This window comes from Bradyrhizobium oligotrophicum S58 (assembly GCF_000344805.1).
Classification (GTDB): Bacteria; Pseudomonadota; Alphaproteobacteria; order Rhizobiales; family Xanthobacteraceae; genus Bradyrhizobium; species Bradyrhizobium oligotrophicum.
This window is the reverse complement of record NC_020453.1, coordinates 4,535,315-4,548,933: the sequence shown is the minus strand read 5'-3', so window position 1 is coordinate 4,548,933 and position 13,619 is coordinate 4,535,315. Positions and strand designations below refer to the sequence as shown.

Genomic DNA, 13,619 nt, shown 5'->3' with positions numbered 1-13,619 from the left:
ATTCTGACCGAGTTTGGCTCAGGCGGAAAGCCAGAGATCGTGCCAGCTCGATGATCCCCAACGCGGCGTGTTGGAATGGTTGCGGGCCTTCGCCGTGATCACGGTGACGAAGATCTGCTCGATCGGCATCCACACCGGCAGTTCGGTATTCGCTTCGCGGACGAAGTCGGCATAGAGCGCCTTGCGCTTGGCCGGATCGACCTCGGTTGCGGCGTCGTCGATGATCTTGTCGATCTTGCCGTCGTCCCAGCCCCACTGGTTGGTCCACGGCGCGCCCTTCGGCTGGCCGGAGCGGTACCAGACCGTCGTCGAGACCGCGGGGTCGTTGCGGTACTGGTGCCAACCGGTCGCGAGGTCGAAGGCGTGCTCGTCATAGACCTGCTTCAGGAAGCCGCCGCCATCATTGCGCACGATCTCGATCGCGATGCCAACCTCGCCGAGCGACTGCTGGATGAAGGTCGACCACAACGAGATGTCCTCGCCCCATGGTGCGGGCAGCAGCTTCAGCGAGAAGCGGGTGCCGCCGGCGCCCGGCTTGTAACCGGCCTCATCCAGCAGCGCCGCCGCCTTGGCCTTGTCGTAGGGGTATTGCGGCGTGTTCGCGCCGGGATAGAAGTCCGTCGATGTGGAGGGGATCGGTCCGGTGCCGAGCTTGGCGAAATCGCCGAGGAAGTTCTCGATGAAGAACGGCACGTTGATCGCGTGCGCAATGGCGCGGCGAACCTTGACGTCCGCCAGCTCCTTGCGGCGGACGTTGAACTCGAGCGTGTTGGTGCGCGCGTTGCCCTCGTTGCCCTTGGTCGAGACGATGAAGCGCTTGTCCTTGCCGAGCCGCGCCATGTCCGAGATGGTCAGTCCGGAGAACGGACTGTAGTGCAGATCGCCGGCTTCGAGCTGAGCGGCCGCGGCGGCGCGATCGGTGATGACTTTCCAGACGATGCGGTCGAGATAGGGCGCGTTGGAACGCCAGTAGTCCGCGTTACGCTCGGCGATGATGTACTGGCCGCGCTCGTATTTCACGAACTTGAAGGGACCGGTGCCAACGGGCGCGAGGTTCGCCGGGTTCTGGCGGATGTCGCCGCTCTCATAGAGGTGCTTTGCCGAGACATAGCCGAGATCGGGCAGAGCGCGGAGCAACAGGTTGAGCGGCATCGGACGCTCGTAGCGGAAGATCGCGGTCTGCGGATCCGGCGTATCGACCGATGTCAGGAACAGCTGCAGCGTCGATCCGTAGTTGAGGATCTTCTTCCACATGTTCATCGCGGTGAAAGCGACGTCTTCGGACGTGAACGGCTTGCCGTCATGCCACGTAACGCCCTTGCGCAATTTGAAGGTGATGGTCTTGCCGTCGGGAGTGGCCTCCCAGCTCTCGGCAAGCACGCCGACAGGCTGGCCGTCGGCATCGAGGTCGACGAGGTTCTCCTGGATCTTGCCGCCGATGATGTAGACGCCGGTCGAGGCCTGCAGGCTCGGATTGAGCTGCCGCTGCTCGGCGCCGTAATGCACGTTGAACACCCCGCCCTTGCGCGGCGTCTCCTGAGCGAAAGCGCGGAACGGGTTGAGGACATTGGCTGCAATCGCGGCGGAGGTCAGGAGGGCGGTGCGGCGATTGATCTCGAAACGGCTCGAATTCATCAAGGTCTCCCGAAGGACGCAGCGGCAAGGCTGGCCGAAGGTGCAATAGCCCTTGAGCTTACGCGGATCATCCTGCCAAGTCATTCCCAATTGCGCGGCCGTACGGTCGCAGCCGCAATGGCGCCGCGACCGCCGCAGGAGAACAGATCGCTTGTATACGAACGGTCGGCAGGACGTCTGGACTTCGGCAGGCGTCGCGTTTGGGCAATTGCTTGCCGTCGCCGGACCGACGGACCTGCATCAGGGCCCAGGACGTCGGCCGCCGTCCACAGGGAGATCATGTAGGATCCGCAACCCTGGAGGACGGTGGTAAATTCGATTCTATTTGAGGTGTGTGCGGCCCGGTGCCGCGCCGTCTGCGACGGGGAGGCGCAGCTCGAAACGGACCTCGAGCTCCGTCGGCAGAAGATCGATCTCGCCGCCATGGCTCATCATGATGGCGCGCACGATCGCCAGTCCCATCCCGGTGCCGCCGCTGTCGCGCCGCGTGGTGAAGAAGGCGTCGAAGATCCGCTCGCGGTTGGCGGCGGAGATGGGATTGCCATCGTTGCTCACCCTGAGGATCAACTGATCCGAAAGATCCTCCGTTTCGAGGCTGATCGTCCGGGCTCCATGGCGCACGGCATTGTCGGCGAGGTGCGTGAGGACGATCAGAAGGGTCTCGCTCGACAGCTTGATCGGGCGCTCCAGAGCGCCCTTGGCTTCGATCTGCGCCGTCGGAAACCGCTCGCGCAGCGGCTCGAGCACCTCTGCTAGGTAGCTCAAGTCAGTCTGCAGCACTGCTTCGGCACGGGCGAGCTCGCGCAGGCGCTGGGCCATCCGCTCGAGCCTATCGGCATCGCCGAGAATGTTGGCGAGAAACTTTTCCTGCTCGGCACGGGTGAGATGACCTGAGGACGCATGCAGGGAGTCCAGCAGCAGCTCTGCGGCGCCCTTGATCGAGGTCAGCGGCGATTTGAGCTCATGCGTCAGATGGGAGGAAAAGTTTCTGATGTAGATCGAGCGCCGCGCCAATTGCTCGGCCATGGCGAAGAAGTGCTCGGCCAGCTCGGCGAAGTCGCGGGTGCCGTAATGGGCAAGCGGACGAAAGCCCGCAGGATCATTGCGGCCGATCCTGCCGGCGCGATCGACCAGTTCGCGCATCGGCCGCGTGATCGTTCGTGCCACGATGAACCCGGCGAGCAGCGTCATGAGAATGATGGTCGAGCCCGCGGCGACGAATTTGCCGCGCTCCAGGTAGAGATGCTCGAAAATATTCCGCGGCGTCCGCGAGGTGTAGATGATCCCGGCGACGTGATCATTGACGATCACCGGCATCGCCGAGAAGACGTGGACGCCGACACCCCGGCTGATCGAATAGATCGGCGGCGGCGCCTTGTCGGGAATGCGGATGCGCAGCGCCGCGCTGTATCTGCCCTTCAACGCAGCCGCGACCTCCTCGATATGAGCAAGTGACTTGCCCATTTCGTCGCGGCCGGCGATCACCACGCCCTGCGGATCGAGCACGCGAAATCCTGCCAGGGTCACCTTCTGGGTCTCGCGGATGACCGGCAGCAGTCGCGCGCCGATCGCGACATAGGCAGGGTCGGCAGGCTGGACCGCCTCGCGGGCATCGGGACGGCGAACGAACAGGTCGTTGCCGAGCAGATCGAGCAGGGGGCGGATCGGCGTCACCTCGTCCAAGGAGTCCGGCCGTGCCTCGGGCGGGATCTCGGCACCGAGCGGAATGCCGGATGCGAGGCGCGCGTTGACCTCCTCGGCGAACACGGCAGCCATCACGCGACTCTGCGCGATCAGCTCGGCCTGGGTCTGGCGGATCAGCTGGTTGTCATAGATGCGAAAGAAGAACAGCCCGACGAGTGGAAGACAGGCCACCAGCGTCAGGACGCCGAACACGATCTGACCCAGCGACGGTCGCCACTTCTTCTTGGGCTTGGGCGCGATCATGGTGTGCCGCAGCGGCCGAGCCGGAAGCCGACACCATGGACGGTCTCGATGGCGTCCTCGCAATGCGCGGCCGCGAGCTTGGCGCGGATGTTGCGGATGTGGCTGTCGATGGTCCGGTCCGAGACCTGGATGTTGAGCTGATAGGCCGCGGTCATGATCTGCTCGCGGCTGAACACGACCGCGGGGCGCGTCATCAGCGTGCGCACGATGCTGAATTCCAGCGCCGTGAGCGCGAGCTGCATGTCGCCGAAACGAGCCGTGTGCTGCTGTGGGTCGAGGCGAAGCCTGCCATGAACCAGCTCCTCCGGCTCGGCGGAACGGTCCACACTGCCGGAGACGACGCGGCGGAGAATGACGTTGACGCGGGCGACGAGCTCGCGCGGGCTGAACGGCTTGGTGACGTAGTCATCGCCGCCGATCTCGAGACCGAGGATGCGATCGATCTCCTCGTCACGCGCGGATAGAAACAGGATCGGCACCTGCGAGGTCCGGCGGATGCGCCGGCAGACCTCGAGGCCGTCGAACTCCGGCATGCCGACGTCGAGCACGATGAGGTCGGGCCGGTCCTCGGCAAACCTGACCAGGGCCGCCCGGCCGTCGGCTGCTTCGGTCACGGCCATGCCGGCCTTGCTCAAGGCGACGCGCAAGACCTCGCGGATATGCGGATCATCGTCGACAATGAGGATTCGAGGGGGCACGTGTTCTGCTCCGCGGCGAGGCATCAGCTCGGGGTCTGCGATAGAGGATGTGTATCGAGATAGCGCTGCAAGCGCCAGCCGCGAAAGCTCCAGGAGCGCCAGGACGCCATGTCGCTCATTTGCCGGTCCAGCAGCCCGTTATGGGCCCGGGCCAGTTCAGCGTCGTAGGGTGACAGCATGAGGGCCCGACGAAGCGCCGGCATGGCCTGCGGACCGAGCGTCCGCAGATAATCAATATCGATGTCGGTCCGGTTCAGGACTGTCCTCCGACTATTGGCGACGTTGTAGTCTGCGATCAGCGCAGGGAAATTGACGAGCGCGCAGCCATAGAGCGTCACTGCGAGCGCGATCAGGTTCGTGCGGACGAGCCATGAATTGGGCTTTTCCAGCGCGATCCGGACGACGATCAGGATCAGCCCCACGGCGACGAGCGTCATCCATATCAGAGCCGCGATGCGCCATCCTGTCAGGAGGTAGCTCTCGATGTAGATGTGCACCCGCTGGATCGAGGACAGCACCAGAAGCACGTTCTGCCCGACCCACAGATAGACCAGCGGGCGGACGAGCCGCGGCTCGTCCTCCGTCTCTCCGGATCGGACAGCGATGATCACGAAAGCGGCTGCCAGCAGCGCCGTGACGATCAGCGGATAGGCGCCCCGGTGGGCGTACGTAGCGTAGGTCATTCCATTGGGAAGGGCCGCATGTCCCCACAGGTACATGCCGTCGAGCGTGGTCTGGATGGCGAACAGCAGGTTGAACAGGATCAGCGAGCGGACGACGGTCTGCGGACCGAGCAGCGGTGCCAGAACCGATGGGGCCGGATCCGCCTCGAGGTCGATCGATGGACTCGGCGTCGACGATCGCGGGCGCCAGCGCAGATTGATGAACGGCCAGATCAGGGACAGCATCACGATCCAGAAGATTGGACGGCCGATGCTCAGCGTCGATGCGATGCTTTGAGGACGGAGTTGATCGAGCCACTGCTCCATCACCGGGTTGGCTGCGGCGAACAGGAGAATGAACACGAAGCCCAGCGCCAGGGGGATACTCCAGGTGAGCAGAACGCGCATAAAATCATTGGCGCGCAGCGTGGCGATGGTGTCGGGTATCAGCCTGAATGGCCCGATCAGAAGCAGTTGTCGCGCTGCCGTCAGCGGGAGGTGAAGTCCGAAGGCGTCCGGCTTGGTCGACAGGGCAATGGCCGACATCGTCGTGAAGACGACGATCAAGAACGACAGCAGGCTCAAGTCCTCGATCGCGGGTATCAGACCTGCGATGAGGATGACGGCCGCGAGCATTGACCGCTGTTGGTCGATCCTGGCGTGGTTGACCATGCCGCTGATGGCCGCCAGCACACCGGCAAAAATCGGCAGGGAGAGGCCGAGAGTCTGGTCGTAGAACAAGACGTCGGCGAGCCAGAGAAGGCCGAACGCGACGGCGAATTTGTGCCACATGGAGTCGGAGGCGGCTGGGGCGGCCGCCAGCTCGGCGGAGCTGGTCATGGCAGGAATCCTCGATGAGACGATGACTCGGCCGAGGGGCGCGGCCGATGAACCGAGCATGACGTCGGCGCGTGCAGTCGCTTACGAAGGGCTCTGCAGCATTTCAGGATTTGTTTGCAGATTTCGTGCAGGCGCGAGTCTGCGGCTGGCGCTGGCAGATCGGCGTTGTTACGCAGATCCCGTCTTTCCTCGAATGGTCGGTTGCGAACATGCTCGGACGTATCAGGACGGTGGTCCTCTGGATCCTGGCTCTGCTCTTCATTTTCATCACGCTCAACAGCAATGAGCCGTATCTGGTTCGCCTGCGCGGGACGGGCCACGGCGCCTTGCTCATCATCGGCCTTGCTGCGCCGCTGCTGCTGATGCTCGGCGGGCGCTGGAGCCGCGGCGTCGGCGGGCGGGTTCTGGTGCTGACATGGTGCGTTCCGCTTGTGGCGCTGACATCGACACAATTCATGTTCGCCTGGCGCAAATACGAGACGTTTCGCACTACGCCTGACGTGGGGCGTCTGCTCGGACGGCACTTCATCGTCGGCTACGCCGCCGCCGAGGACGCAGCAGCGTTGGCCCGGCAGGGATTGATCGCAGGTGTCTATGTGACGCATCACAACGTGCGCGGACGCACCGAGGCTCAACTGGGCGCCGAGATCAAGCGATTGCAGTCCGAACGCCAGATTGCCGGGCTGCCACCTTTGCTCGTTTCCGCCGATCAGGAGGGAGGCCGTGTCGCGCATTTGTCTCCGACCCTGCCGAACATGCCCGGGCTCGCTACGCTGGCGGATCTGCCCGCGGCGCGGCGCGCGCACGACGCGTTCGAGATGGGGCGGACGCAAGGACAGGCGCTGGCGGCAGCAGGCGTCACGTTCAACCTGGCGCCGGTGGTCGATCTGCGCCCGCGGTGGACCCGCAACCGCCTCGACTTTCACACGCTGATCGGACAGCGCGCGATCTCCAATGATCCGGGCGTGGTGGGCGACGTCGCGCTCAGTTATGTCAGGGGCCTTGAAGCGAGCGGTGTTCGGGCGGCGGTCAAGCATTTCCCTGGTCTGGGCCGCGTCGAGGCCGACACGCATCACTTCTCTGCGCAGCTCGATACGCCGGCCGACGTGTTGGAGCAGTCGGATTGGCGGCCGTTCCGTCAAGTGCTCGACAACTCACATGCGGCCATGATGGTCGGTCACGTGGTGGTCGATGCGATCGATGCCGAGCGTCCCGCCTCCCATTCCAAGGCGGTGCTCGACGGCCTGATCCGCGGCCGCTGGAACTATCAAGGCGTGATCGTGACCGATGATCTCGTGATGGGCGCGATCTATGGCCGCAATCTCTGCAAGGCCGTCGTGGAAGCGCTCAATGGCGGCGCCGATCTCTTGCTGGTAGCTTATGACGGCACGCAGTTTCATCGCGTGTTCGCCTGCGCCAAGCAGGCTCTGGCGGAAGGACGCATCGATCTCGACGCGCTGCGGAGGAGTGACGAACGGCTGACACGCTGGTCGGAGCCGGGCAAGTCGCCGCCCTCCGATGTCTCGACGTATTTCGATGAACCGGGCAGCGCCCGCAACACGATCGTGGATTGATCATGGTCGCCTCGGTCAGCGCGGACCGTTGCCGGCCCAGTTGCGCCAGGCGACGTTGGACAGGCTGCGCAGGTCGGTCGCCAGCGGCCGCCGTGCCTGCTTGTCGTGCTGGCCGATCACCTGTTCCGACTCGCGGATCTTGAGCTGCAGCTCCGCGACCTGTGTCTTCGTCCGTTCGAGCGCTCTCGCATCTGCGCTCTCACCAACGGTAAATCGCGCCGTCTCGATCTGCTTCAGGGCCGCGCGGTTCTTCTTCAGTTGGGCGCGATGCCAGGCAATCTTGCTGTCACTATCCGCAACCATGCTGCACTCCCGATAAAGGCTGCGAATCCTAAACGACTGAGTCCTGATTCGCGACGGTTTCGGCTGCGGTCCTGCGAGGATCGAGATACCGATCGGTCCACGTCGCCTGCAACGCGTCCTAATCAGCTGGGAACCGCAATCTCACCCCAGACTGGCGGCGCGTCTCATCTCGTCGATCAGCTCGGATGCTTCGGCTTTCGTCAGCGCTTCATCGGTCGGATCGGGCCGTCCCGCCTGGTCGCTGAGCGTCTTCAGATACGAAGCTTGAGCGTCGGTGATCGGATCATCTCCAGACACCCAGCTTCGCGGGTCTTTCTCAATCTTGTCGGCCATGACGAGCCTCCGTTGCTTGCCTTGGATCCAACACTCCCCTTGAATATTGTTCCTGTTTTGTTCTATATTCAGTTCGATCAGTTCTCGAAGGTGCTCCATGTGCGACATCGATTTGGTTCGACTGGAAATCGACCGGATGCGCTTCCAGGTCGGCCGGCAGAATCGCGAGATCCTGCAATTGCGGCGCGCCGGGATCAGCACGGAGGCTGCCGAGGCCCTGTTGCAGCGGATGCAGCAAGCGCTCTTGCGGCTGCGCGAGCAGCGTGAGCTGCTCAAGGGCGAAGAGGCGAGGCGGCAGCCGCGGAAGCAACGAAGCGCCCGACATGCCTGAACTTCATTCAACGTGCCGGCGTCTGCGACGATGCCTCGGCAGCGAATGTCGGGCGGGCGAGGCCCGCTAGCACAAGGCCGTGACGTCGGATCTCCTCTTGCTCATGAGGACGTCTTCGCTGGCGTCCTATGAGCAGGCGGCACGGGCTGTTCCGATGACCGGTTGCTGGTCGCAGGATCTGCGCCGCGGGCTACTGTAAACACGATGTCGGGGCTCGCGACTGTGAGCTCTTCAGGCGTGGCATCGCAGGATTTGATCTCGAAATTGTTGTCGAGAATCTTCTCGCCATGCGTGCCGAGCGTGATGAGATCGGCCTGTTCCGCCGCCTCCCAGACCTCGCGTTCAGTGCGGAACGGACGGGTCAGCCGTTCGTCGTTCTCAAACAATGCATAGGGCACGAGCGGCTCCAGATCGCGATCCTTCGAATGGCGCTGCCGGGGCCGCGCAAGCGGCGCGGCCGTCAAAGCAGGTTCGACCGGACAAACTGCGTCGCAGGCGGGCTGGTTCCACGCCGGGAGATCACGTCACTCGACCAGTTGTGACGATCTGCCGGTCGCGCTGCGGGAACGTGGCCGCGCGCGCGAGGTTGCCCGCAGTGTCGATTCCAAGGGAGAACTCAATGGACATCAAGGGAAAGAAGATCGCGATCCTCGCCACCAACGGGTTCGAGCAGTCAGAGCTCGAAGTGCCGCGTGATCGCTTGAAGCAGGCGGGAGCGACCGTCGACATCGTGTCGCTTGCGCCCGGCGAGATCAAGGGCTGGGATCAAAAGGACTGGGGACGTCCGGTCAAGGTCGACAAGACGCTCGACCAGGCCGCTGCATCCGAATACGACGCGATCGTGCTGCCGGGCGGCCAGATCAATCCGGACCTGTTGCGCCTTGAACCGAAGGCGCTGAAGTTCATCAAGGATATTTTCGACGCCAAGAAGATCGTCGCCGCGGTCTGCCACGCACCCTGGTTGCTGATCGAGACCGGCATCGCGAAGGGGCGCAAGATGACGTCCTACAGGTCGATCAAGACGGACGTCGCCAATGCCGGCGCCGACTGGCAGGATGCCGAGGTCGTCGTCGATCAAGGCGTCATCACGTCGCGCAATCCGGGCGACCTGGAAGCCTTCAGCGCCAAGATCATCGAGGAGGTCAAGGAAGGTCGTCACCTCCAGCGCAGCGCTGCGTGACTTCAGTTCTAGGGAGACTGGCGCGAAAGAGAAAGCCGGGCCTTTGCCCGGCTTTCTTCGGATGGACGGTCCCAGCGCCCGAGGGGTCGAACGCTGGGCCGCAGTCCACACGGAGTGCCTCCAGCGAGATGGGGGAACGCCGCCGAAGGCAAGAGGTAGACGCGCAGCCGACGTTGCGGTTCCTAATCCGCCAAGGCTGCAAAAGACCGGGTCGTCCGGATCAAACCGGTCGGAGCAAGGATCCGTGAGACGTTGGAACTTCGTCTGTCATCTTGGGTTGGCGGATTTCCGGACGAACCGCGCGGAGATGTGCCGTGAGTGAGAAAGCCAAGATCGAGGACTACACCGCTCCGGCCGGCGGATGGGGGTCCGTCCGTGCTGTCGCGAGCATCCTGACCCAGGAGGAAGTGACGCTTCTGGGCAGCGAGATCCTGCTCAAGCAAAACAAGCCGGGCGGCTTCATGTGTGTCAGCTGCTCCTGGGCCAAACCGGCCAAGCCACACCCGTTCGAGTTCTGTGAGAATGGCGCCAAGGCCACGGCCTGGGAGATCACCGGCAAGACGGTCGGGCCCGAGTTCTTCGCCCGGCACACACTTGCCGAACTGCGGACGTGGTCGGACCATCAGCTGGAAGAGCAGGGGCGTCTGACGCATCCGATGCGCTATGACCCGGCGACCGATCGTTACGTGACCGTCAGCTGGGATGACGCATTCCGCGCCATCGGCGGCGAGTTGAACAAGCTCGATCCGCGGTCCGTCGTGATGTACACTTCGGGAAGGGCATCGCTCGAGACCAGCTACATGTACCAGCTGTTCGGGCGCATGTATGGCACCAACAATTTCCCCGACAGCTCCAACATGTGCCACGAGTCGACGTCAGTAGCGCTGCCCGAAGTGATCGGCGTCCCCGTCGGCACGGTGCTGCTCGAGGATTTCGACAAGGCCGATTGCATCTTCTTCTTCGGCCAGAACACGACGACGAATTCGCCGCGGATGCTGCATCCGTTGCAGAAGGCGGCGCAACGCGGCGTACCCATCATCACGTTCAATCCATTGCGCGAGCGCGGGTTGGAGCGGTTCACAAATCCCCAAAATCCCATTCAGATGGTGTTGACCGGCGGCACGAGGATCAGCACGCAATATCATCAGCTCAGGGTCGGGGGCGATGGTGCGGCCCTGCTCGGACTCTGCAAGGCCGTGATCGAGGCGGACGATGCTGCGATCGCCGGGAAGAGCCCGCGGGTGCTCGACGTCGCCTTCATCGAACAGCATACGTCTGGGTTCGACGACTTCGCGAGCTATTGCCGCCAGGCGTCGTGGAGCGACATCGAGCGGTCTTCTGGCCTTGGCCGGGCCGACATGCTGGCAGCTGCGAAGGTCTATGCGTCGTCCAACGCTGTAATCGCCAACTACGGCATGGGGATCACGCAGCACCGCCATGGCGTCGAGACGGCGAAGATGATCGTGAACCTGCTCCTGCTGCGCGGGAACATCGGCAAGCCCGGCGCCGGCATCTCGCCGGTCCGCGGGCATTCCAATGTGCAGGGGCAGAGGACGGTGGGGATCTCCGAAAAGACCAAGCTGGTGCCGCTCGACAAGCTCGCAGAGCTCTACGCATTCGAGCCGCCGCGCTGGGATGGTTTGAGCACGGTGGATGCGTGCGAGGCGATCATCAAGCAGGACGTGAAGGGGTTCATCAGCCTTGGCGGCAATTTCCTGCGCGCCGTCCCGGAGAGGTCGCTGATGGAGCCGGCTTGGTCGAAGCTGAGGCTATCGGTGCAGATCGCGACCAAGCTCAATCGTACCCATCTCGTGCCCGGCACGGTGACCTATCTTCTGCCGTGCCTGGGTCGCATCGAGATTGACCGGCAGGCGGGTGGCGAGCAAGCAGTATCGATGGAGGACTCTACCACCTGCATCCATGGCTCGCGCGGGCAGCGCCAGCCGATCGCCGAGACCCTGTTGTCCGAACCAGCCATCGTCGCCGGTCTGGCCAAGGCGACCCTGCGACCTAACCCACGCGTCGACTGGGATGCGTGGGTCGGCAACTACGCGCTTGTCAGGGAGGCCATCGAGCGCACGTATCCCGACCAGTTCAAGGACTTCAACAATCGCTTGTTTCAGCCCGGCGGCTTCCCGCGGCCGCTTGGCGCGCGCGAGCGCAAATGGAAGACGCCGACTGGCAAGGCCAATTTCACCGTGCCCAAGGCTGCGCTTAATCCGCCGCAAGAAGGCAATGGCGTGTTCCAGCTGATGACCTTGCGTGCCGATGGTCAATTCAACACCACGATCTACAATGAGGACGATCGTTTTCGCGGTGTGATTGGTGGCCGCCAGGTCGTTTTCATGAACGCGACCGACATGGCTGATCTGGGCATCAAGCAGGGCGACCTGGTGCGGCTTTCGACCAAGGCTGACGATGGCGTCGAGCGCTCCCTCGGCGGACTGCAGGCGGTGGCATTCGACATTCCGCGCTACAGCACTGCAGCCTACTATCCGGAATGCAACGGGCTTATCCCACTGTGGCACTACGCCGAGGGCAGCAAGGTGCCCGCCGCCAAATCCATCCCCGTCCGGATTTCGCGCGACATGGCCGTCTGAGCTGTCCTGCGCCGTCAGCCCGCAGCTCGCTGTCTTGCGTCACCGGGGACGACCCCTACAAACGGGCTCGTGATCTCCGGCGGTGTAGCGCCAGGGCGAAGCGGGACGACGAGTCGGCACACCAGTCCCTCCGGACGCCAGTCGAACGAGGCGCGTCCGCCCAGCTGGCTTTCCACGCTGGCCATCAGGCTGCGTGTACCGAAGCCGCGCGACGTCGGCACATGGACGAGCGGACCGCCGGTTTCGATCCAGATCAGATCGAGGCGGTCATGCTCGATCGCCCACTTGACCGATAAATGACCGGAGCGAACCGATAGCGCGCCGTATTTGGCCGAGTTGGTCACGAGCTCATGGAAGGCGAGCGCCAGGGTCTGCGCCATCGCGGGCTCGAGCTGCAATTCGGCGCCGCCGAAAGCGACCTGACCGCCCGTCGCGTAGGGTGCCAGTTCCTCGGCGATCAGCCGGCTCATCTCCGCTCCCTGCCAGCTCGATAGCGACAGGATGGTGTGTACACGCGCGAGCGCGCTGATGCGGCCCTCCACGGCGCTGACATAGGTCTTCACGCTATCGGCCTTGGTCAGCCTCACGATCGATTGGGCCAAGGTCAATGCGTTTTTGGCCCGATGATCCACTTCGCGTGTCAAAAGGTTCTGGCGCTCCTCGGCGCGCTTGCGCTCAGTGATGTCGATGGTGACGCCGCTGACGCGAATGACGCGGCCACCCTTGTCGGTTGTTGCAGCCGCCGTCCCCACGCACCAGCGTTCTTCGCCGTCAGGTCTGTGAATGCGGAACTCCGCTTCATGGGATGTCGTCCCACGGCCGAATTCGGCGATCAATTGCCGAGCGCGGGCGGCATCCTCAGGATGAAGCAGACCCATGATGTTGACGCTGTTCAGTTCAAAACTCTCCGGCGTCACGCCGAAGATGCGGTACTGACCCTCGTCCCACATCCAGTCGCCGTTGACGCCGTCCCAGTCCCACGAGCCCATCCTGCCTGCCGCGATCGCCATGCTGCGACGTTGCTCGCTTTCGACGAGCTTGGCCGTGGAGCGTTCGAGCTCGGCGGTGCGGGCGCGGACGCGATTTTCGAGTTCGAGGTTCAGATGCTCGAGCTCGCGGGTCTTGCGATAGAGCTCGGCAAAGACCTTGATCTTCGCTCGGAGCACCTCGGGCACGACGGGAACGGGCACGTAGTCGACGGCGCCCATCTCGTAGCCGCGCAAACGATCAAAGTCGCTGACCTGGATGGCCGAGATGAAGATGATCGCGATCTTCTGGAACCGCGGATGCTCGCGGATCATCTGTGCGAGCTCGAAGCCATCGAGTTCGGGCATGCATACGTCAACGAGAATGACGGCAATCTCGTTCTTCAGCAGGATCTCGAGCGCTTCACGGCCGGAGGTGGCGACCACGAGATGCTCACCGAGTTCCTTGAGGATGACTTCATAGGCCAGCAACTTCGCAGGCTGATCGTCAACCAGGAGAATATTGACCTTCTGATGTTCTATCATGATGA

12 protein-coding genes are annotated in these 13,619 nt (G+C 63.4%); 4 read left to right on the top strand and 8 right to left on the bottom strand.

From position 1 onward, the window contains the following. Positions 1-18 precede the first annotated feature (18 nt). The 4 genes from S58_RS19510 to S58_RS19495 all read right to left on the bottom strand — a co-directional run bounded on the left by S58_RS19510 (position 19) and on the right by S58_RS19495 (position 5,782). On the bottom strand, positions 19-1,635 hold the full coding sequence (locus S58_RS19510) for an ABC transporter substrate-binding protein (RefSeq protein ID WP_015667084.1): 1,617 nt from the start codon (positions 1,633-1,635) through the stop codon (positions 19-21). Positions 1,636-1,956: 321 nt separating this feature from the next. Then, positions 1,957-3,582 (bottom strand): sensor histidine kinase, encoded by a 1,626-nt coding sequence (locus S58_RS19505; protein ID WP_015667083.1) that lies wholly within the window; start codon positions 3,580-3,582, stop codon positions 1,957-1,959. Next, a complete protein-coding gene (locus tag S58_RS19500; RefSeq protein WP_015667082.1) occupies positions 3,579-4,280 on the bottom strand; it encodes a response regulator transcription factor in 702 nt (233 codons plus the stop codon). Before S58_RS19500 ends, S58_RS19505 begins: the two co-directional genes overlap by 4 nt. Before the next feature lie 23 nt (positions 4,281-4,303). Next, positions 4,304-5,782, bottom strand: a complete 1,479-nt coding sequence (locus S58_RS19495) for a DUF4153 domain-containing protein (RefSeq protein WP_015667081.1) — start codon at positions 5,780-5,782, stop codon at positions 4,304-4,306. A 209-nt stretch (positions 5,783-5,991) separates the two neighbouring features. On the opposite strand from S58_RS19495, the gene S58_RS19490 reads away from it, so the two are divergent. Then, complete coding sequence (locus S58_RS19490; protein ID WP_042340817.1) at positions 5,992-7,356, top strand: glycoside hydrolase family 3 N-terminal domain-containing protein; 1,365 nt, start codon at positions 5,992-5,994, stop codon at positions 7,354-7,356. Positions 7,357-7,371: 15 nt separating this feature from the next. Here the strand turns inward: S58_RS19490 and S58_RS19485 are convergent, their stop codons facing one another. Beyond that, the gene (locus S58_RS19485; RefSeq protein WP_015667079.1) at positions 7,372-7,659 is read right to left on the bottom strand and encodes a hypothetical protein; all 288 of its coding nucleotides are present in this window, start codon (positions 7,657-7,659) and stop codon (positions 7,372-7,374) included. A gap of 141 nt (positions 7,660-7,800) precedes the next feature. Next, complete coding sequence (locus S58_RS19480) at positions 7,801-7,992, bottom strand: DUF3072 domain-containing protein (protein WP_015667078.1); 192 nt, start codon at positions 7,990-7,992, stop codon at positions 7,801-7,803. Between the two features lie 97 nt (positions 7,993-8,089). Between S58_RS19480 and S58_RS19475 the strand changes: the two genes are divergently transcribed. Next, a complete protein-coding gene (locus tag S58_RS19475; protein ID WP_015667077.1) occupies positions 8,090-8,323 on the top strand; it encodes a hypothetical protein in 234 nt (77 codons plus the stop codon). A gap of 101 nt (positions 8,324-8,424) precedes the next feature. Here S58_RS19475 and S58_RS19470 read toward each other — a convergent pair whose 3' ends face one another. Then, entirely contained in the window at positions 8,425-8,721 is a 297-nt protein-coding gene (locus S58_RS19470; protein ID WP_015667076.1) for a hypothetical protein, read from the bottom strand. Positions 8,722-8,942: 221 nt separating this feature from the next. Here S58_RS19470 and S58_RS19465 point away from each other — a divergent pair, with 221 nt between their 5' ends. Both S58_RS19465 and S58_RS19460 read left to right on the top strand, forming a co-directional pair. Then, complete coding sequence (locus S58_RS19465) at positions 8,943-9,503, top strand: type 1 glutamine amidotransferase domain-containing protein (protein ID WP_015667074.1); 561 nt, start codon at positions 8,943-8,945, stop codon at positions 9,501-9,503. Between the two features lie 314 nt (positions 9,504-9,817). Next, complete coding sequence (locus tag S58_RS19460; protein ID WP_015667073.1) at positions 9,818-12,103, top strand: FdhF/YdeP family oxidoreductase; 2,286 nt, start codon at positions 9,818-9,820, stop codon at positions 12,101-12,103. A gap of 14 nt (positions 12,104-12,117) precedes the next feature. On the opposite strand, the gene S58_RS19455 is transcribed toward S58_RS19460, so the two are convergent. Then, positions 12,118-13,611, bottom strand: a complete 1,494-nt coding sequence (locus S58_RS19455) for an HWE histidine kinase domain-containing protein (protein ID WP_042340816.1) — start codon at positions 13,609-13,611, stop codon at positions 12,118-12,120. Between the last annotated feature and the right edge of the window lie 8 nt (positions 13,612-13,619).

Coding starts and splice junctions, on each gene's coding strand:
- S58_RS19510 (WP_015667084.1), bottom strand. CDS start 1,635: ATGAATTCGAGCCGTTTCGAGATCAATCGCCGCACCGCCCTCCTGACC.
- S58_RS19505 (WP_015667083.1), bottom strand. CDS start 3,582: ATGATCGCGCCCAAGCCCAAGAAGAAGTGGCGACCGTCGCTGGGTCAG.
- S58_RS19495 (WP_015667081.1), bottom strand. CDS start 5,782: ATGACCAGCTCCGCCGAGCTGGCGGCCGCCCCAGCCGCCTCCGACTCC.
- S58_RS19490 (WP_042340817.1), top strand. CDS start 5,992: ATGCTCGGACGTATCAGGACGGTGGTCCTCTGGATCCTGGCTCTGCTC.
- S58_RS19485 (WP_015667079.1), bottom strand. CDS start 7,659: ATGGTTGCGGATAGTGACAGCAAGATTGCCTGGCATCGCGCCCAACTG.
- S58_RS19480 (WP_015667078.1), bottom strand. CDS start 7,992: ATGGCCGACAAGATTGAGAAAGACCCGCGAAGCTGGGTGTCTGGAGAT.
- S58_RS19475 (WP_015667077.1), top strand. CDS start 8,090: ATGTGCGACATCGATTTGGTTCGACTGGAAATCGACCGGATGCGCTTC.
- S58_RS19465 (WP_015667074.1), top strand. CDS start 8,943: ATGGACATCAAGGGAAAGAAGATCGCGATCCTCGCCACCAACGGGTTC.